Annotated in this window: 14 protein-coding genes; 10 read left to right on the top strand and 4 right to left on the bottom strand. The window is 72.3% G+C overall.

The genetic code is table 11. From position 1 onward, the window contains the following. The first annotated feature begins 20 nt into the window (after positions 1-20). The 9 genes from dxs to AB0E24_RS27305 all read left to right on the top strand — a co-directional run bounded on the left by dxs (position 21) and on the right by AB0E24_RS27305 (position 13871). Positions 21-1919, top strand: coding sequence for a 1-deoxy-D-xylulose-5-phosphate synthase (gene dxs, locus AB0E24_RS27345; protein ID WP_359380846.1), 1899 nt, complete (start codon positions 21-23; stop codon positions 1917-1919). Beyond that, entirely contained in the window at positions 1916-3067 is a 1152-nt protein-coding gene (gene ispG, locus AB0E24_RS27340) for a flavodoxin-dependent (E)-4-hydroxy-3-methylbut-2-enyl-diphosphate synthase (RefSeq protein ID WP_079257075.1), read from the top strand. The genes dxs and ispG overlap by 4 nt, the downstream gene beginning before the upstream one ends. A gap of 10 nt (positions 3068-3077) precedes the next feature. Then, positions 3078-4283 (top strand): 4-hydroxybenzoate 3-monooxygenase, encoded by a 1206-nt coding sequence (locus tag AB0E24_RS27335; protein WP_069868937.1) that lies wholly within the window; start codon positions 3078-3080, stop codon positions 4281-4283. Continuing rightward, positions 4280-5251: a UbiA family prenyltransferase gene (locus tag AB0E24_RS27330; protein WP_069868936.1), complete on the top strand. Its 972-nt coding sequence runs from the start codon at positions 4280-4282 to the stop codon at positions 5249-5251. Before AB0E24_RS27335 ends, AB0E24_RS27330 begins: the two co-directional genes overlap by 4 nt. Before the next feature lie 152 nt (positions 5252-5403). Then, positions 5404-7023 carry a class I adenylate-forming enzyme family protein gene (locus tag AB0E24_RS27325; RefSeq protein ID WP_359380843.1) on the top strand — a complete coding sequence of 540 codons (1620 nt, stop codon included), beginning with the start codon at positions 5404-5406 and terminating at the stop codon, positions 7021-7023. Positions 7024-7159: 136 nt separating this feature from the next. Then, on the top strand, positions 7160-7930 hold the full coding sequence (locus AB0E24_RS27320) for a transmembrane-type terpene cyclase (protein WP_359380841.1): 771 nt from the start codon (positions 7160-7162) through the stop codon (positions 7928-7930). Positions 7931-7967: 37 nt separating this feature from the next. Further along, positions 7968-10043, top strand: a complete 2076-nt coding sequence (locus tag AB0E24_RS27315; RefSeq protein ID WP_359380838.1) for an FAD/NAD(P)-binding protein — start codon at positions 7968-7970, stop codon at positions 10041-10043. Next, the gene (locus AB0E24_RS27310; protein ID WP_251773941.1) at positions 10040-11485 is read left to right on the top strand and encodes a nitrosuccinate lyase; all 1446 of its coding nucleotides are present in this window, start codon (positions 10040-10042) and stop codon (positions 11483-11485) included. Before AB0E24_RS27315 ends, AB0E24_RS27310 begins: the two co-directional genes overlap by 4 nt. A 112-nt stretch (positions 11486-11597) precedes the next feature. Next, positions 11598-13871 carry an MMPL family transporter gene (locus AB0E24_RS27305; protein WP_359380835.1) on the top strand — a complete coding sequence of 758 codons (2274 nt, stop codon included), beginning with the start codon at positions 11598-11600 and terminating at the stop codon, positions 13869-13871. A gap of 453 nt (positions 13872-14324) precedes the next feature. On the opposite strand, the gene AB0E24_RS27300 is transcribed toward AB0E24_RS27305, so the two are convergent. Further along, positions 14325-15107, bottom strand: a complete 783-nt coding sequence (locus AB0E24_RS27300; protein ID WP_102934154.1) for an aminotransferase class IV family protein — start codon at positions 15105-15107, stop codon at positions 14325-14327. Next, complete coding sequence (sigJ, locus tag AB0E24_RS27295) at positions 15104-16060, bottom strand: RNA polymerase sigma factor SigJ (RefSeq protein ID WP_079153396.1); 957 nt, start codon at positions 16058-16060, stop codon at positions 15104-15106. Before sigJ ends, AB0E24_RS27300 begins: the two co-directional genes overlap by 4 nt. A 51-nt stretch (positions 16061-16111) precedes the next feature. Here sigJ and AB0E24_RS27290 point away from each other — a divergent pair, with 51 nt between their 5' ends. Next, a complete protein-coding gene (locus AB0E24_RS27290; RefSeq protein WP_093705877.1) occupies positions 16112-16630 on the top strand; it encodes a DUF402 domain-containing protein in 519 nt (172 codons plus the stop codon). Positions 16631-16648: 18 nt separating this feature from the next. On the opposite strand, the gene AB0E24_RS27285 is transcribed toward AB0E24_RS27290, so the two are convergent. Beyond that, positions 16649-17932, bottom strand: coding sequence for an MFS transporter (locus AB0E24_RS27285; protein WP_093705879.1), 1284 nt, complete (start codon positions 17930-17932; stop codon positions 16649-16651). A 3-nt stretch (positions 17933-17935) separates the two neighbouring features. After that, positions 17936-19393, bottom strand: a complete 1458-nt coding sequence (locus AB0E24_RS27280; protein ID WP_359380830.1) for a CitMHS family transporter — start codon at positions 19391-19393, stop codon at positions 17936-17938. Positions 19394-19472 lie beyond the last annotated feature (79 nt).

Genomic DNA, 19472 nt, shown 5'->3' with positions numbered 1-19472 from the left:
CGCGGAGGGAGAGAGCCCGGATGACACTGCTGGAGACCATCGAGGGTCCCGCCGACATCAAGCATCTGAACGCCGGTCAACTGGCCGAACTCGCGGGCGAGATCAGGCACTTCCTCATCGACAAGGTGCTGCGGACCGGCGGACACCTGGGGCCCAACCTGGGCACCGTCGAACTCACCATCGCCCTGCACCGCGTGTTCGACTCCCCCCGGGACCGCATCCTGTGGGACACCGGACACCAGGCGTACGTACACAAGATCCTCACCGGCCGCCGGGAGGGTTTCGACCGGCTCCGGCAGAAGGGCGGCCTGTCCGGCTACCCCAGCCGGGCGGAGTCCGAGCACGACACCATCGAGAACAGCCACGCCTCCACCGTCCTGTCCTACGCCGACGGCCTCGCCAAGGGGTTCCGGCTGCGGGGCGAGACCGACCGCGCGGTGGTGGCCGTCATCGGGGACGGGGCGCTGACCGGCGGTATGGCCTGGGAGGCGCTGAACAACATCTCCGGCGCCCCCGACCGCCCCGTCGTCATCGTGGTGAACGACAACGGCCGCTCCTACGCGCCGACCACGGGCGGCCTCGCCACCTATCTGGCGGGCCTGCGCACCTCACCCGACTACGAGCGGTTCCTGGAGTGGTCCAAGCACCAGCTGCGGCAGACCCCGAAGCTCTACGAGGCGCTGCACGCGGTCAAGGCCGGGCTGAAGGACATGCTCGCCCCGCAGGGGCTCTTCGCCGATCTGGGCCTGAAGTACCTCGGGCCGGTCGACGGACATGACATCGCGGCGGTGGAGGCCGCGCTGCGGCAGGCCGCCGGGTTCGGCGGGCCGGTCGTGGTGCACTGTCTGACCCGTAAGGGCCACGGCTACCGGCGCGCGGAGGACGACGAGCGCGACCACCACCACGCGGTCGGCGTCAGCGACCCGGCCACCGGCGAACCGCTGGGCTCCCCGGGCCCGTCCTGGACCTCGGTCTTCGGCGCGGAGCTGGTCGAGATCGGCCGGGAGCGCCCCGAGGTGGTGGCGGTGACGGCGGCGATGCTCCAGCCCACCGGGCTCGCGGCGTACGCCGAGGAGTTCCCCGACCGGGTCTTCGACGTCGGCATCGCCGAGCAGCACGCGGTCACCTCGGCCGCGGGGCTCGCCATGGCCGGGGCGGTGCCGGTGGTGGCGGTGTACTCCACCTTCCTCAACCGCGGTTTCGACCAGCTGCTGATGGATGTGGCGATGCACTCCTGCCCCGTGGTGTTCGTCCTGGACCGGGCCGGGGTCACCGGCGACGACGGGGCCTCCCACAACGGCATGTGGGACCTGCCGGTGCTCGGGATCGTGCCGGGCCTGCGGGTCGCGGCGCCCCGTGACGGGGCGTCGCTGCGCGGCGCGCTGCGCGAGGCGGTGGCGATCAGCGAAGGACCCAGCGCCATCCGGTTCCCCAAGGGACCGGTGGGCCCCGACATCCCCGCCGTCGACCAGCACGACGGCATCGATGTGCTCCACCGCTCCCCCGGCGACGACGTCCTGCTGGTGTCCGTGGGCGCGATGGCCGCGACGGCCTGTGCGGCGGCGCGCCGGCTCACCGAGGAGGGCCTGGGGGTCACCGTGGTGGACCCCGCCTGGATCAAACCGGTCAGCCCGTCCCTGATCAAGCTGGCGGAGCAGTACCGGCTCGTGGTGACCGTCGAGGACGGCCTGCGCGTCGGGGGCTACGGCTCGCTGCTCGCCCAGGAGTTGCGCGACGCGGGTGTGCCGACCCCGGTGTCCGGTTTCGGCATTCCGCAGCGCTTCCTGGACCACGGCAAACGCGCCGACATCCTCGCCGAATGCGGCCTGAGCCCCGAAGACCTGGCCCGCTCCATCCGGTTACGGATCGCGGCCGACCGTGCGCCGGGCGTCCGGCGCGTAGAGGAGGAATCCCGATGACCGTCGATCTCGGCCTGCCCGCCGCGCCGCCACCGGTGCTCGGCAAGCGCCGCGTCACCCGTCAGCTCCGCGTCGGCGCGGTGGGGGTCGGCAGCGACTTCCCCGTCTCCGTGCAGTCCATGACGACCACCGTCACCGCCGATGTCAACGCCACCCTCCAGCAGATCGCCGAGCTGACCGCCACCGGCTGTGACATCGTCCGGGTGGCCTGCCCCAGCCAGGACGACGCCGACGCCCTGCCGCAGATCGCCCGCAAGTCCAAGATCCCGGTGATCGCCGATATCCACTTCCAGCCCAAGTACGTGTTCGCCGCCATCGAGGCGGGGTGCGCGGCGGTGCGGGTGAATCCGGGGAACATCAAGAAGTTCGACGACAAGGTCAAGGAGATCGCCCGCGCCGCGAAGGACCACGGCACCCCGATCCGTATCGGGGTGAACGCCGGTTCGCTGGACGCGCGGCTGATGGCCAAGCACGGCAAGGCCACCCCCGAGGCGCTGGTGGAGTCGGCGCTGTGGGAGGCGGAGCTCTTCGCCGAGCACGACTTCCACGATCTGAAGATCTCGGTGAAGCACAACGACCCGGTGGTCATGGTGCGCGCCTACGAGCTGCTCGCCGAGTCCTGCGACTATCCGCTGCATCTGGGGGTGACCGAGGCGGGCCCCGCGTTCCAGGGCACCGTCAAGTCCGCGGTGGCCTTCGGCGCGCTGCTGCGGCAGGGCATCGGCGACACCATCCGGGTGTCGCTCTCGGCGCCTCCGATGGAGGAGGTGAAGGTCGGCACGCAGATCCTCCAGTCGCTCAATCTGCGGCCGCGCAAGCTGGAGATCGTCTCCTGCCCCTCCTGCGGCCGTGCCCAGGTGGATGTCTACAAGCTGGCCGACCAGGTCACCGCGGGTCTCGAGGGCATGGAAGTGCCGCTGCGGGTCGCGGTGATGGGGTGTGTGGTCAACGGCCCCGGCGAGGCGCGGGAGGCCGATCTCGGGGTCGCCTCCGGCAATGGCAAGGGCCAGATCTTCGTCAAGGGGAAGGTCATCAAGACCGTCCCCGAGAGCAAGATCGTGGAGACCCTGATCGAGGAGGCCATGCGGCTGGCCGAGGAAGCGGGCCCGCCGGACGCCGCCGGGTCCCCCACCGTCAGCGTGCTGTGAGGGGGCGGCCGTGAAGCGTCTGAGGACACGGGTCGCGATCGTCGGGGCGGGCCCCGGCGGGCTGCTGCTCTCCCATCTGCTCCAGCGGTACGGGGTGGATTCGATCGTTCTGGAGCGGCGGAGCCGGGAGCACGTGGAGCGTCGGGTGCGGGCGGGGCTGCTGGAGGGCGGCACCGTGGACTTCCTGCGCGAGGCCGGTCTCGCGGACCGGCTGGACCGCGAGGGGCTGGTCCATGAGGGCTTCGTCTTCCGGTTCGGCTCGCGCGCCCACCGGATGCCCTTCACCGAACTGACCGGCCGCACCGTGCATATGTACGGCCAGCAGGAGCTGGTGAAGGACCTGATCCGGGCCAGGACGGAGGCCGGGGCGCGGCTGTGGTTCGACGTCCCCGATGTCGAACTGCGGGGCCTGGAGACGGATACGCCGACGGTGCGGTGCACGGTGGCGGGCGAACCGGTGGAGATCGCCTGTGACTTCGTCGCGGGCTGCGACGGATTCCACGGCGTCTCCCGCCGGTCCGTACCGCCCGGTGCGCTGTCCACCTACGAGCGCGCCTACCCCTACGCCTGGCTGGGGGTGCTGGCCCAGGCCCCGCCCGCCGCCGAGGAGCTGATCTACGCGGTGCACAGCCGGGGCTTCGCGCTGTACAGCATGCGCTCGCCCGCGGTGAGCCGGCTCTATCTCCAGGTGGAGGCCGGTGAGCGGGTGGAGAACTGGCCCGATGAGCGGATCTGGAAGGAGCTGCACACCCGTCTGGACATCGACGGCGCGCCCGAACTGACCGAGGGGCCGATCCTGGAGAAGAGCTGTGTGGCGCTCCGGGGCTTCGTCACCGAGCCGATGAGTCACGGACGGCTGTTCCTGGCCGGTGACGCCGCGCATATCGTGCCGCCGACCGCGGCCAAGGGGCTCAACCTCGCCGTGGCGGACGTCAAGGTGCTGGCCGCGGCCTTCCGGGAGTTCTACGCCCACGGCGACCGCGCCGCGCTGGACGGCTATACGGCGGACTGTCTGCCCGGGGTGTGGCAGGCCCTGGAGTTCTCCGACTGGATGTCGGGGCTGCTGCACCGGCCCCCGGAGGGCCGGGTGTTCGACGGTCGGCTCCAGGACGCCCGGCTCGAGGCCGTGGTGAACTCCCCCGCCGCGCGGACCTTCGCCGAGAACTACGTGGGCCTGGCGCGGGAGCGGACGCCGGCCCGGGGAGGGCGGCCATGACCACCTCACTGACCGGCGAGAGCCGGACCACGGCGCGCCCCCGCGGCGGCGGGGACGTGGCACGCGGTCTGTTCCGGCTGTCGAAGATCTTCGTCTATCAGAACTACTTCGGGTGGGGCATGGCATGGCTCACCCTGAGCCCGCAGGCGCGCGAGCGCCCGGGGACCACCGCCGCGATGCTGCTGTTCCTGCTCGGCTCCATGGGCATCGTCACCTGCACCTGCGCCACCGACGACCTGGTCGGCTTCCGCAACGGCAGCGACGCGCGCAACTACAAGTCCGGGGAGACCAAGCGCGATATCCGCGGCAAGCCGCTGCTCAGCGGGGCGGTCACCGAGCGCGAGGCGGTGCGGTTCATCGTCTGCGCGGCCTCGGTGGCGGTGCTCGCGGGGATCGGGGCGTTCTGGGCGCTGGACTGGCGGGCCCCGGCCGCGGCCTACCTCCTGTACGGGGTCGGGTTCTTCTTCAGCGTGCAGTACTCGGCGGGGCTGCGGCTGAGCTACCACCGGGGCGGTGCCGAGACCCTGCTGTGCCTGGCCACCACGGCCGGGCTGCTGGCCCCCTATCTGGCGGTGGAGCGGCACTGGTCCTCCCCCGCGGTGCTGGCGGGTCTGCTGCTGGGGCTCTGGCTGGTGATGGTGAGCAGCTACTCCAACGTCAACGACGCCGACGGGGACCGCTCGGTGGGCCGCCGGACGCTGGCCGCGTCGACCGGGCCGCGGGTCTACAAGACCGTCATGGTCCTCCTCGTCCTGGTGTCGGCCACGCTGATCTGCCTCCTCGGCCTGGCCACGCCCTGGCCGTGGTGGACCCTGCTGACCCTGCTGCCCGCCACCGTCCTGCACACGGCCCAGCTGCGCGAGGGCCCGCTGCGGGGGCGCTGGCTCAGCGCCCGCAAGCTGGGGCTGTACGCGTATGACCTGGGCTTCCTGGGTCTGCTTGGGCCCGCGCTGTATGTCCTGTCCTAGGGGATGTCCGGCGGATCCTGGCGCCTGCGGCGGGCTGTTCCCCTCCCCGCCCCTTCCCGCAACTGGGGCTCCGCCCCAGACCCCGCTCCTCAAACGCCGGAGGGGCTGATTTCAGCCCCCAACCCTACGCACCCCTATCCAAGGAGATGACCATGGCGGCGCGTACTCAACGGCCCGTCAACGTCGGCCGGTTGTTCCACTGGGCCGCCGAACAGGGCAGGCCGACGGTCATGCATCTGGACCGGCCCTTCGACATCGCCCCGGACTCCGGTACCCGCTTCGATGTGCCCGCCCTCGCGGCCACGGTGGAGGACGCCGCGGGCTGGCTCCACGGGGCGGGGCTGCGCCACGGCGACCGGCTCGCCATCGTCAAGGAGAATCACTACGACTTCATCCTGCTCGCCTCGGCCGCCGCCCGGCTCGGCGCGCTGCCGGTGATGATCGCGCCCATCAGGTCGGAGGCGCATATCCGCACCCTGCTCACCAGGGTCTCGCCGAAGGTGCTGGTGATGGGCACCACGGTGCTGGAGCGGATGACCGCCGCCGGTATCGCGCTGGACGACCCGGGGATGACCCTGGTGGCCGTCGGCGGGGACCGCCCGGGGGTGCCGGACGGCACGCTGCGCATCGACGATGTGCGCGGCGGCGCCCGGCCGCCGGTGCGGTTCCGCGGTGTGCACGAACCCATGCTGGTCACCCACACCTCGGGCACCACGGGTGTGCCGAAGCTGGTGGTGCACTCGCCCGCCACCACGCTCGCGGCGGTGCCGTTCCGCATCGAGTCCTACCGGCTGCCGCTGATGACCTCCCGTCCGGGGGACGTGGTGGCCAGCGGGATCTCCTTCGCCCACAACCGCAATCTGTCCTGGACCAACGGCACGCTGTTCCGCGGGCCGAAGAAGATGGTGATCCTCTCCGAGCCGGGGCTGGACAATGTGGCGCGCATGCTGGCCGCGCACCCTCCCACCTCGCTGGAGGCGTGTCCGAACGTCTTCCAGTACTGGGAGGAGCTGGCCGACACCCGGCCCGAACTCTTCGCGGGCGTACGGCGCTTCATCAGCACCTTCGACGCGGTGCACCCCAGGACCGTCCGCAAGTTCCTCGGCGCCTCCCGGGTCCGGCTCCCGCTGTGGGCCTGGGGCGTGGGGCAGTCGGAGATCGCGGGCATCGCCGCCGGGGTGGCCACCCGCGCCATGGTCCGCCCCGGCAGGCCCCGGGCGCATGACGCCACCAACGTCGGGTTCCCGCCCCTGGTCCGGGTCAAGGTCGTGGACCCGGAGACCGGCCGCAAACGGTCCCGGGGGAAGCCGGGGCTGCTGATGGTCAGGACCAAGTCGCGGTGTCTGACCTATCTGGGCGAGGACGACCGGCACCGCGCCAAGGACCAGGGCCGCTGGTGGAACACCGGCGATCTGGGCGAGTACGCGGGCTACGGCCGCATCCGGCTGATCGACCGCGAGGTCGACATGATCCCCGGGATGAGCTGCATCGAGCTGGAGTCCACTCTGCTCGACCGGCTGGACCGGGCCTCCGAGGTGATCGTGCTGGGGGTCCCCGGGCAGCTGCCGATCCCGGTGCTGTGCATGCGCGACGACGCCCTGGACCCGCAGGAGTGGGACCGGGCCTGCCGGGGCCTGCCCGAGATGGACAAGCCGCGGCTCGTCCCCTGGGACGAGATGCCGCGCACCGCCACCTGGAAGGTGCGCCGGGGGGAGCTGCGCGAACAGCTGCTGGGCTCCAGCGACACCTACGGCACCGGGCAGTGGACCTGATCCGCACCGCACCGCCGCACCGCCGCACCGCCGTACCGCCGCACCACGCATCGAGACGAACGCATCCACCGTGAACGAGGGGTAATTAGCCGTGTGGTTCCCGCCCGCTCTCATCGATCTGCCGAACATCGCTCCGGTGACCCTGCCGGAGGCGGACCGGCCGAGTTGGCTCTTCTGGATCCTGATGGGCCCCTGCGCATCGGGCTGGCTGGTGGCGTACGGACTCGCCATCTACCGCGCCAAACTGGACAAGCGGGTGGGGATTCCCGTCTTCGTGGTCGAGGTCAACCTCGCCTGGGAGTTCACCCTCTCCCTGATCCTGGACCAGGCCGATGTGCAGCGCCCGATCAATCTGAGCTGGTTCCTGGTCGACTGCTTCATCCTCCGGCAGACGCTGGCCTACGGCTGGAAGGACTATCCCGGTATGAGCCGGCGGACCTTCCGGTGGATGGTCTTCGGCGTCATCGCATGGTCCGCGGTCTTCCACATCATGACGACCTATGAGCTCAAGGACGCCACCGGTATCTACACCGGCACCGGACTGAATGTGTTCCTGAGCCTGTCCTTCATCTTCATGCTCAACCGCCGCGGCTCCTCGCTCGGGCAGTCGATGTACGTGGCGCTCGCCAAGGGCATCGGCTCGTTCTTCGCGGGGTGGACGGTGCTGGTGATGTACCCGGGCCACCACCTGTTCATCTTCCTCTTCCTGACCGTGTGGACCATCGACGCGACCTACTGCGTGCTGCTGTACCGAAAGGTCCGCGAGGAGGGCCGCTCGCCGTGGGCCTGGAACCGGGGCCCGGCCGAGATCCCCGACGCCCCGGGCGGCCTCGCCACCGGGAGCGCCCCGCGCCACGGGGAGCGGGAGCACGAGGAGGCGGCCGTCCGCAGCGCGGCCTCGGGCTGAGCCACGTCCCGGGCCCCTTCGTCCACGGAGAATGACCATGACCACACAACGTCTGGACGTCTGTCTCATCGGTGCCGGGCCCCGGGGGCTGTCGGTCCTGGAGCGGCTGTGCGCGAACGCCGCGGAGGCGGCGCCCACGACCTCGGTCACCATCCATGTGGTGGACCCGTATCCGCCGGGGGCGGGGCGGGTCTGGCGCTCCGGCCAGTCCCGCCATCTGCTCATGAACACCGTGGCCGGACAGGTCACCATGTTCACGGACGAGACCGTGGAGATGGCCGGGCCGGTCCTCCCCGGGCCCAGTCTGTACGAGTGGGCCCGGTTCGTGAGCCTCACCGGCGGTCTCGACGAGGTCGGGTACGACGAAGAGGTCCTCGCGGAGGCACGGCGCCTGACCCCCGACTCGTACCCCACCCGCGCCTTCCACGGGCACTATCTGGAGTGGGTCCACCGGCGGGTGACCGGCACCGCCCCGGCCTCCGTCCGCACGGTCTCCCACCGCTCGCGGGCGGTGGGGCTCGAGGAGCGTACGGCGGGCGGGGCGCAGACCGTCGTCCTGGAGGACGGCACCCGGCTCGAGGGGCTGCACGCCGTGGTGCTGGCCCAGGGTCATGTGCCGCAGCGGCGCTCACCGCGGGAGGCGGCCCATGCGGCCTTCGCCGAGGCGCGGGGTCTGCGCTATGTCCCGCCCGCCGGTCCGGCCGAGGTGGATCTGTCCGGCGTCCGGCCCGGGGAGGCCGTGGGCCTGCTGGGGCTCGGGCTGAACTTCTTCGACTATCTGGCCCTGCTCACCGAGGGCCGGGGCGGGCGGTTCGAACGGCGAGCGGGGCGTCTGGTCTACCGGCCCTCGGGCCGGGAGCCGCGGCTGCTCGCGGGTTCGCGCCGGGGCGTGCCGTTCCACTCGCGGGGCGAGAACCAGAAGGGCCCGCACGGCCGTCACCACCCGCTGGTGCTGACCCCGGAGGTGATCAGCGGGCTACGGCGGCGCGCCCGTGAGCGGGGCGGTCTGGACTTCCGCTCCGAGCTGTGGCCGCTGATCTCCAAGGAGGTGGAGACGGTCTACTACACGGCGCTGCTCACCTCCCGGGGGCGCGAGGCGGCCGCGCACCGGCTGCGCGCCGCCTATCCGTCGGCGCCCCGGGGCGGCGCGGAGGAGGACCGGCTGCTGACCGAGAGCGGCATCCCGCCCCGACAGCGCTGGAACTGGGACCGGATCGCCCGGCCCTGTCCCGCCCACGGCCTCCGCTCCCCCGCCGCGTTCCGGTCCTGGCTGCTGGAGTATCTGCGGGCGGATCTGGAGGCGGCGCGCGCGGGCAATGTGCACGGCCCGCTGAAGGCGGCCCTGGATGTGCTGCGCGATCTGCGCAACGAGATACGGCTGGTGGTGGACCACGGCGGGCTGACGGCCCGTTCGCACCGCGAGGACCTGGACGCCTGGTACACCCCGCTGAACGCCTTCGTATCGATCGGCCCTCCGGCCCGGCGGATCGAGGAGGCGGTCGCGCTCATCGAGGCCGGTGTGCTGACCGTGCTGGGCCCGCGCACCGTGGCCTACGCCGACGCCGAGGAGGGCGCCTTCGTCCTGGAGTCCCGTGCCGTGCCCGGCTCGCGGCGGCCGGTGACCACGCTGATCGATGCCCGGCTGCCGGGCACCGATGTGCGCTCCAGCGCCGATCCGCTGCTGTCGGGGCTGCTGGCGGACGGTCAGTGCGTCCCGTACGTGGTCGGCGGCGCCCGGGACGGGCGGGGCGGTCACGAGACGGGTGACCCCGAGACAGGCGGCCATGAGACCGGCGGTCACGAGGCGGGCGGTCGCGGGACAGGCGGGCACGAGACCGGCGGGCTCGCCGTGGGGCCCAGCCCCTACCACCTGCTGAACGCCGCGGGGCGGCCGCATCCACGGCGGTTCGCCTTCGGCGTACCCACCGAATCCGTCCACTGGGCCACGGCCGCGGGCGTCCGGCCGGGGGTCGGCTCTGTGATCCTTTCCGATGCCGATGCCATCTCGCGTGCCGTGCTGGCGCTGCGCGACGGCTCGCCCACCGACCCCAACGGCCCTACTGGCCCCACTGGCCCCACCGGCCCCGAGACGATCGAGGTTTCCGTTCCATGACCGACGCCGTGAGCGACGCGACCGACGGCGCCCCGCGCCATGCCGACGCGGGCCTGCTGAGCCCCACCCGGGCGGGCACCCCCGCCGAGGCCACCACGTCGGACGACGCCTGGCTACAGGCGATGCTGGACGCGGAGGCCGGCCTGGTGCGGGCGCAGTCGCGGCTGGGCCTGGTGCCCGGGGACGCGGCCCGCGCCATCACCGCGCTCGCCCGTGCCGAGCACCTGGACGTGGTGGAGATCGCCCGGCTGGCCCGGGGCGCGGCCAATCCGGTGGTGGCGCTGGTCCGGGCGTTCACCGCGCTGGTGGCCGCGAAGGACCCGGCCGCCGCGGAGTATGTGCACCGGGGCTCGACCAGCCAGGACATCATGGACACCGCCGCCATGCTGGTGGCGCGCAGAACGCTCGCGCCCCTGGTGGCGGACCTGGAGCGGATCGCGGTGGCCTTGCGCGAACTGGCCGTGGCCCACCGGGACACGCTGATGCCCGGCCGTACGCTCGCCCTGCACGCCGTGCCCACCACCTTCGGGCTGAAGGCGGCTGGCTGGCTGAGCGGGGTGGAGGAGGCGGCGGTCCGGCTGGCCCGGATCCGCGACCACGAACTGCCGGTACAGCTCGGCGGCGCGGCGGGCACGCTGGCGGGCTACACCGAGTACGCCCTGATGGACCGGGGGACGCGGCCCGGGGCGCCGGGGCCGGGGGAGTTCGCGGAGCGGCTGACGGCGGAGTTCGCCGCGCAGGTCGGGCTGAACGAGCCCGCCCTGCCCTGGCACACCGCCCGTACGCCGGTCGCGGGGCTGGCCGCCCAACTGGCCCTGACCACCGGGGCGCTGGGCAAGGTCGCGGTGGATGTGCAGCTGCTGTCGCGCACCGAGACGGCCGAGGTCGCCGAGCCCGCCGCCGAGGGCCGTGGGGTGTCCTCGGCGATGCCGCACAAGCGCAACCCCGCCCTGGCCACGCTGGTGCGCTCCGCCGCGCTCCAGGTGCCGCCGCTGGCCGGCGCCGTCATGGGGTGCATGCTCGCGGAGGACGAGCGGCCGGCCGGGGCCTGGCACGCCGAGTGGCTTCCGCTGCGCGAATGTCTGCGGCTGACGGGCGGGGCGGCGCATACGGCCGTCGAACTGGTCGAGGGGCTGGCCGTCTTCCCCGACCGGATGCGCGCCAATCTGGGGCTGACCGGCGGGCTGATCGTCTCCGAGCGCCTGGCCGCGGCCCTGACCCCGGTGCTGGGCAAGGGGCCCGCCAAGGAGCTGATGAGCAGGGCCTCGGCGGAGGCGGCGCGCGGCGGGCGGACGCTGGGCGAGGTGCTGGCCGCCGCCCCCGAGCTCGAGGGCCGTTATACGCCGCGGGAGCTGGCCGCCCTGCTGGACCCGGCGAACTATCCGGGGGCGGCAGGGCCACTGGTGGACCGGGCGGTTCGGGGGCCCCGGGGCCGGTTCTGACGGCCGTTCGTGGAGCGATGTCGGCCGGGGATGTCACATCCGGGCGGGGCTCGGCGTCTTGGGATGCCGATACGGGTTTCCATACGCCGTGCGCTGGAGGAAGGAAGAGGGAATGCTGGACAGACTGGCCGGTTTCGTCGTGCGGAAGCGCCTGGCGGTCTTGGTCGTCGGCCTGCTGCTCGCCGTGGTCGGCGGTGTGGCGAGTACGACGTTGTTCGACAAGCTGACGGCCGGCGGTTTCGACGATCCGAAGTCGGAGTCCTCGCGGGCGATCACCGCGCTGGACGACCGGTTCGGGCAGGGGCTGCCCAATCTCACCCTGCTGGTGACGTCGAAGGGCGGGGTCGACGATCCGTCGGTGACGGCGGCGGGCACCGAGCTCACCCGGAAGCTGGGCCGGGAGCCCGGAGTGGCCAACGTCAGCTCCTACTGGACCACCGGGAAGGCCCCGCAGCTGCGCGGCAAGAGCGGCCACAAGGCCCTGATCATGGGCACGGTCACCGGGGACGACACCGCCTCGCAGAAGCGGGTGGCCGCGCTGGCGGACCGTTACGAGGGCTCGCGGGACGGGCTGGAGGTGAAGTTCGGCGGCTATACGAAGTTCCAGCGGGAGCTGCTGGAGCAGGGCCAGAAGGACGCCACCACCGGTGAGACGGTCGCCATCCCGATCACCCTGGTCGCGCTGGTGTTCATCTTCGGCAGCGCGGTGGCCGCGGCGCTGCCGCTGGCCGTGGCCCTGGTGGCCATGATGCTGACGATGGGTCTGACATGGATCCTGGCGAGCGTCACCACCGTCGGATCGCTCGCGGCGAGCGTGGTGACCCTGCTGGGCCTGGGCCTGGCCATCGACTACAGCCTGCTGATGGTCAGCCGCTACCGGGAGGAGCTGCGGTCCGGGCTCACCCCGCCGGACGCCATCCGGGCGACGCTGACCTCCGCCGGGCGCACCGTGACCTTCTCGGCGCTGACCGTCGCCGTCTCGTCCCTGGCCATGGCCTGGTTCCCGCTCCAGGCGGTGCGGTCCATGGGCTACGCGGGGGCGCTCACGGCGCTGCTGTCCGGCGCGTCCTCGCTCATCGTGCTGCCGGCCCTGCTGGCCCTGCTCGGCGACCGGATCGAGAAGGGGCGGGTGTTCCGCAGGCGGCGGCCCGCGACGGCCGCCACGGGGCCCGAGGCCACGGGCCCCGAGGCCGCGGGCCGGAGCGTGGAGAGCGGCTTCTGGCACCGGCTGGCCACCACCGTGATGCGGCGCCCGGTGCCGATCGTGACCATCGTGACCGCGTTCCTGCTGCTGCTCGGCGCGCCGTTCCTCGGCATCAACCTCGGCATGCCGGACGAGCGGGTGATGCCCGCGTCCTCGTCGGCACGTCAGGTCGCCGACACCGTGCGCGCCGAGTTCGACAGCAGTGAGCAGAACGCGCTCCAGGTCGTGGCGCCCGAGGGGGGCGGTGACCGGGCGGCCGTCGGCGCGTACGCACAGCGGCTGTCCGAGCTGCCGCACGTCGCCGCCGTCCGCACCGCCACCGGCGCCTACGCCGAGGGGCGGCAGGCCGCGCCGCCCGATCAGCGGTACGCGCGCTTCGCCTCGGGCGACGCCGTCTACTTCTCGGTGGTGCCGGAGTCGGCGAGCCCGGACGACGCGGACGACGCGGACCGGCTGGTCGGCGAGATCCGGTCGACGAAGGCACCGTTCGAGACGCTGGTCGGCGGAGCCGCGGCCACCAACCACGACGCCGCCGCGGCGCTGGAGAAGTGGCTGCCGTACGCCCTGGGCACCGTGCTGCTGACCATGCTGGTGCTGCTGTTCCTGGTGACCGGGAGCGTCATGCTGCCGTTCCTCGCGCTGGTGCTCAGCGCGCTGAGCCTGACGGCCACCTTCGGGGCGCTGGTGTGGGTCTTCCAGGACGGCCATCTCGCCGGGCTGTTCGGCGACTTCACCCCGACCGGCAACATCGCCGCGACGATCCCGGTGATGCTCTTCGGCCTCGCCTTCGGGCTCGCGATGGACTACCAGGTCTTCCTGCTGTCCCGGATGCGGGAGGAGTACGAGCTGACCGGCTCGCCGACCGCCGCGGTCGCCCAGGGGCTGGAGCGCACCGGGCGCATCGTCACGGCGGCCGCGGTGGCGATCTCGGTGGTCTTCCTGGCGTTCACCGTCTCCGGCATCTCGCTGGTGAAGGCGTACGGGGTCGGGCTGCCACTGGCCGTCCTGATGGACGCGACGCTGATCCGCGGGGCCGTGCTGCCCGCCGCGATGCGGCTGGGCGGGCGGGCCACCTGGTGGGCCCCGGCCGCGCTGCGGCGGCTGCACGATCGGTACGGCCTGCGGGAGGAGCCCGCGGCGCCGGCGCCGAAGCGCGACGGCGACCGAGCCCTGACCGGCTGACCGGCCCACGGCGCATGGCGGCCCACGGGTCCGCCGCCCGCGGGCGGCCCTTTACGGCTGCCTCACGCGGTCGCCTCGCACGGGCCGTCCACGCGGTGTCGGTTCTTTCCCCTCCCCGCCCCTTCCCGTAACCAGGGGCCCCGCCCCTGGACCCCGCGGCGAAGCCGCATATCGATACCGCGGGCAGGGGCAAAGCCCCAGCCCGCGGTCTGGGGCGAAACCCCGCCCCGGGGGCTGAGGCGGAGCCCCGGACCAGAACCCGCAGCGAAACCCCGGCCCAGAGTCTGGGGCCAAACCCCGGTCCAGGGGCTGACGCGACCCCAGGCGGGGACTGGCACGGCCCCGGTCCAGGGGCCGGCACGGTCCCGGGGCGGGGGCTGGGGCGGGGCCCCAGATTCGGGAAGGGGCGGGGAGGGGGAAGAGCCCCCGGGCACCCCGTAACGCGGGCCCCTCCTACAGCGGTTCGGCGGGCGTCGCCGTGTACTCCTTGCGCAGGAGGTCCAGCACGGGGTGCTCCGGGTCGAATTCCACCCCGTCGATCGACCGGATCGGCCGTACGCCCACCCCCGCGTTGAGCGCGAACGCCGCCCGCAGGTCGCCGAGCCGCTCGCGGTCGATCCGTTCGGTGTGCTGCGGGCCGCCGTGGCCGCGGCGGAGGAGTTCCTGGGTGACGCCGGGCAGGCATACGGCGTCCGGCCACAGCAGGCGCCGGCCGTCGTAGAACCCCACGTTCCAGGTCGCGCCCTCGGACACCGCACCCCGCTCGTCCGTCAGCAGCACATCGTCGTAGCCGTCGAGCTGGGCCTGGCGGCGCAGCCGCAACAGCCCGAACAGCCCGACGTGTTTGACCTCCGGCAGATCGCGGCGGTAGGCTGCGGTGCGCACGCTCAGCGGTGGTGGTGACGAGACGGCGGCGGGCCGGGTGGTGACCAGGATCCGCGGCTCGGCCTCGGCCCCGGGCCGCTCCAGCCCGAGGTCGGGGTCGTAGACGGTCACCCGGACCGTGAGCGGTCCCGTGGTGTCCGCGACGGCGCGCCGGGCCAGTTCGCGGATCCGGTCCCGGTCCGGTGCGGTGCCGAACAGCACCCCGCAGTCCCGTATCAGCCGGTCCAGATGGAGGCTCAGCCCGCGTACCCGCCCGTCCTCCACCCGCATCGTGGTGAAGTGGCCGTAGTTGATCATGGCCAGCGCCGTCAGCTCGCGGATTCCCGCCGGTTGCCCGTTCAGCTCTGTCATGGGGCCAGTCTTTCAGCCGGAGGGTGGACGGCCGCGGCGAGTCGCTCCAGCTTGTCGGGGTTGATCAGACCGTAGATGCCGCGCACCCGCTCACCACCGGGCGCGGGGTCGAACACCGCGGCCGCGTACAGCGTCCCGCCGATGAACAGGACCGCCCCCGGGCCCCCGTTGATCCGCACCAGCCGCACGCTGAAGGTGGGCAGTTGCGCGCTGACGGCGGCCACCAGACGGGCCACCTTCTCCCGGCCCTCGATCACGCGGAGGGCGGCACGGCGCTTGCCGCCGCCGTCGCTCCACATGACCACCTCCGGGGCCAGGACGTCCATCAGGGCGTCGAGGTCGCCGCCGATGGCCGCGTCGAGGAACCGCTCGGTGACGATCCGCTGGGTCCCGCGGTCCAGGTCGTAGCGCGGCCGCCGGGCCTCGACGCGCTCCTTGGCGCGGTGGGCGAGCTGACGGACGGCGGCCGGGCTGCGGCCCAGGATCGCGGCGATCTCCCCATGGTCGTAGGCGAACGCCTCGCGCAGCACGAACACCGCGCGCTGCAAGGGGGTCAGGGTCTCCAGGACCACCAGCATCGCCAGGGACACCGATTCGGTGCGGATCGCGGTGTCGGGGGTGTCCGGTTCGGTCAGCACGGGTTCGGGCAGCCAGGGGCCGATATAGCTCTCCCGGCTCCGGCGGGCGCGCCGCATCTGGGTGAGCGCGTGGTTGACGGCGATCCGCACCAGATAGGCCCGGGGGTGGGCGATCTCCTTGTCCTGGACCGCCGCCCAGGACAGCCAGGTCTCCTGGACCACATCCTCGGTGTCGGCGACCGTGCCGAGCATGTTGTAGACGATGGAGAAGAGCAGCTCACGGTGGACGAGGAAGTCCTCACTCCCCGCATCCGGCACCGGCCTGTCCCGCGGCCCCTCCCTGGAGGTCTTCGACGGAGGTACGGGGGTGTCCATTGCACCGATGGTAGGCGGCGCGCCCCCGCGGCCACCGCTTAGGATCGGCTCATGCCCGATCTCGTATCCGTCAACTACCGCAAGTACGACGGCTCTCTGCACTGGAATCTGCGGATGCGCAGGCTGGGCGAGGACGGCCACGGCGTCTGGCTCGGGCTGCCTGCCGGGGCGGTCATGCGCAAGGGGTACGGCCCGCCGGTGCCAATCGAATGCGCGCATGTGATCCTCTTCCCGCACGAGGTGTGGTGGACCGCGGTGTTCAACGCCGCGCCCCGGGAGACCGAGGTCTACTGCGATATCGCCACGCCTCCCCAGTGGGTCTCCGACCACGAGGTCACGATGGTGGACCTGGACCTCGATGTGCTCCGCAAGCGGACGGACGGCTCGACCCTGCTGGTGGACCAGGACGAGTTCGCCGAGCACCAGGTGCGCTACGGCTATCCGGCGGATGTCATAGCGGAGGCCGAGGCGGCGGGGCGGTGGCTGATGGACGCGGTCGATGGGCGCGCAGAGCCGTTCGGGAACGCCTTCGAGCCGTGGCTGGGCATGGTCGACGGCGAGCGGCCCTGACGCCGGTTCACCGTCGGCTCATCCGGGCGGGCGCCCCGTGCCCCGCGAGGCCGGGGACTCCTCCGTACGCCGTTTCTCCGGTGCCGAACGGCCTTCGCCGGGGTCCGCGGGCGGGCGCCCGCGCAGCGGCCGGACGGCTATGGCCGCCGATATCAGCAGCAGTCCGCCCAGCATGACGAAGGGCGCGGCGGTGCCCGCGAGCCCCGCGAGCACACCGGCGGAGGCGGGCGCGGCCACCTGGCCGAGCCGGTTGCCGGTCAGCCGCAGCGCGAGGGCCGTGCTGCGCGCCCCCTCCGGGGCGGCCTGGACGACGGTGGTCATCGACAGCGGCTGTCCGACGCCGAGGCAGAAGCCAAGACCGGCCAGCAGCACCCCGAGCGCCCAGGCGGGCACCGGCAGGGCGATACCCGCGCACAGCAGCGCGGCGCCCAGACAGCTGACGGCCATCAGCACGGTGCGGCCCATCAGCCGGATCATCGGGGTGATGGCGAGCCGGCAGGCCACGGTGGCGGCGGCGCGCAGGCTGAGCAGCACACCGACGACCGCGGGCGAGATCCCGCGCTGTTCGCCGACGACCGGCAGATAGGCGGTCAGGATGTCGGTGGCGGAGAGCACGGCGAGGCTGATGAACATGCCGGAGGCGACCCCACGGGTGGTCAGGATCCCCCGTACGGACACCTTCCGCGCGGGGGCCTCCTTGCCGGGTGCCCCCGCCGTCCCGGCCCGGCGGCGCTCGATGCGCCAGAGCGAGGTGAGCGAGAAGGCGGTGAGGGCGGCGGAGACGAACAGCGCGGTGGCGCTGGTGCGGCCCATCGCCCCATCGTGTTCGGAGACCACCAGACCGGCCGCGATGGGCCCGATGAGCTGGCCGAGCGAGGCGCCGATGGTGAAGTGGCCGAAGTTGCGGTCCTGTTCGTCGGGGGCGCTCTGGCGGGCCACGATGGACTGGGCGCCGATGACGAACGACAGATGGCCGAGGCCCATCACCCCGCTCCACGCGGCCATCGCGGGCAGCGATCCGGCCGTCCCGCTGAGCGCGCAGCCGGTGGCGATGAGGGCGACCCCGATGGGCAGCAGCGGGGCGCACCGCCCGTGGTCGGTGCGCCGCCCCAGGGGGACGGCGGCGAACAGCGGCAACAGGGCGTAGACACCGGCGATGACACCGATGGCGCGGGCGTCGGCACCGAGCGCCAGCGCCCGGTAGGAGACGGCAGGCCGCGCCATGCTCACCGCCCCCTGGGTGAACGAGAAGGCGATGACCAGGCGCAGCAGCCAGCCCCTCCCGGGCTCTGAACTCTTCACGGGTCAGATGATGCCGAACGCGAGACCCGCGGCGAGCACCACCAGGGAGGTGAGCGCCGCCCATTTCACGGTGAACCGGGTGTGGTCGCCGAATTCGACCTTCGCCATGCCGACGAGGACGTAGACGGCGGGGACCAGCGGGCTCGACATGTGCAGGGCCTGTCCGACGAGCGAGGCGCGGGCGATCTCCAGCGTGGAGACCCCGTGCGCGGCCCCGGCCTCGGCGAGGATCGGCACGATGCCGAAGTAGAAGCCGTCGTTGGACATGAAGTAGGTGAGCGGCAGGGACAGCACACCGGTGACGACGGCCATGTGCGGGCCCATGCCCTCGGGGACGCCGTCGACCAGCCAGCGGGCCATGTGCTCGACCATGCCGGTGCCGGTGAGGACGCCGGTGAAGACGGCCGCGGCGAAGACCATTCCGGAGACGTTGACCACGTTCTCGGCGTGTGCGGCGATACGGGCCTTCTGGTCGTTCATATGCGGGAAGTTGACGGTGAGCGCGACGGCGGCGGCCAGCAGGAAGAGGACCGGGATCGGCATGGTCTCGGTCACCATCAGGGCGAGCAGCGCGACGGTCAGGGCCGCGTTGAACCAGTAGAGCTTGGGGCGCAGGGTGGCGCGGTGGGGGTCGAGCCCCTTGAACTCGTCGTCGTCCGAGGCGTCCGGGGCGCCGGAGCCCTTCGCAGCGCTCGTGGACGCCGCCTCCGCGTCGGTGCCGGAACCCGCGCCGCCGCCGGTCAGCGCGGCCTTGCCGCCCTGACGGCCGTTGGCGCCCTTGCCGCCGGAGCCCGCGCCGACCAGCACCTGCTCCGGCTCGTCCGCGGTGACCTCGTCCAGCGTCAGCACGCCAAGGCGCCTGCGCTCGCGCAGACCCAGGCCGTAGGAGAGGGCGATCACGAAGAGCAGGCCGACCGCGAGGGCCGGGATCATGGGCACGAAGATGTCGCTCGCGTCGACCTTGAGCGCGGCGGCGGCGCGGGCGGTCGGGCCGCCCCAGGGCAGCGTGTTCATCACGCCGTTGGCCATCGCCGCGACACCGGTCATCACCACCAGGCTCATCTTGAGCCGCCGGTAGAGCGGCACCATGGCCGACACGGTGATCATGAAGGTGGTGGAGCCGTCGCCGTCGAGCGAGACGATCGCCGCGAGGATCGCGGTGCCGACCACCACCCGCATCGGATCCGCCTTGCAGAACCGCAGGATGAGTCGGACGATCGGGTCGAAGAGGCCGACGTCGATCATCACCCCGAAGTAGATGATCGCGAACATCAGCATGGCGGCCGTAGGTGCCAGATCGCCGACGCCCTTGAGGACGTAGTCCCCGAGGTGCGCCCCCTTCCCGACAAGCACACAGAACAGCGCGGGGATGAGCACCAGGGCGCCCATCGGGGACATCTTCTTCATCATGATCAGGACAAGGAATGTCGCGATCATGACGAAGCCGAGGATGGTCAGCATAGTTGGCTACCTCACGTTCGCCTTTGAACTCCCCCAGATTTGGCGGTCGAGGCGACGTTAGGTGGCGCAACTTTCCGTT

Origin of the sequence: Streptomyces malaysiensis subsp. malaysiensis (genome assembly GCF_040653035.1) — a bacterium.
GTDB classification, from domain to species: Bacteria; Actinomycetota; Actinomycetes; order Streptomycetales; family Streptomycetaceae; genus Streptomyces; species Streptomyces malaysiensis.
The sequence above is the reverse complement of the archived record's forward strand: the minus strand, read 5'-3'. Positions and strand labels throughout refer to the sequence as shown.

Coding starts and splice junctions, on each gene's coding strand:
- AB0E24_RS27300 (WP_102934154.1), bottom strand. CDS start 15,107: ATGACAGAGCTGAACGGGCAACCGGCGGGAATCCGCGAGCTGACGGCG.
- ispG (WP_079257075.1), top strand. CDS start 1,916: ATGACCGTCGATCTCGGCCTGCCCGCCGCGCCGCCACCGGTGCTCGGC.
- AB0E24_RS27310 (WP_251773941.1), top strand. CDS start 10,040: ATGACCGACGCCGTGAGCGACGCGACCGACGGCGCCCCGCGCCATGCC.
- AB0E24_RS27305 (WP_359380835.1), top strand. CDS start 11,598: ATGCTGGACAGACTGGCCGGTTTCGTCGTGCGGAAGCGCCTGGCGGTC.
- AB0E24_RS27325 (WP_359380843.1), top strand. CDS start 5,404: ATGGCGGCGCGTACTCAACGGCCCGTCAACGTCGGCCGGTTGTTCCAC.
- AB0E24_RS27315 (WP_359380838.1), top strand. CDS start 7,968: ATGACCACACAACGTCTGGACGTCTGTCTCATCGGTGCCGGGCCCCGG.
- sigJ (WP_079153396.1), bottom strand. CDS start 16,060: ATGGACACCCCCGTACCTCCGTCGAAGACCTCCAGGGAGGGGCCGCGG.
- AB0E24_RS27330 (WP_069868936.1), top strand. CDS start 4,280: ATGACCACCTCACTGACCGGCGAGAGCCGGACCACGGCGCGCCCCCGC.
- dxs (WP_359380846.1), top strand. CDS start 21: ATGACACTGCTGGAGACCATCGAGGGTCCCGCCGACATCAAGCATCTG.
- AB0E24_RS27290 (WP_093705877.1), top strand. CDS start 16,112: ATGCCCGATCTCGTATCCGTCAACTACCGCAAGTACGACGGCTCTCTG.
- AB0E24_RS27280 (WP_359380830.1), bottom strand. CDS start 19,393: ATGCTGACCATCCTCGGCTTCGTCATGATCGCGACATTCCTTGTCCTG.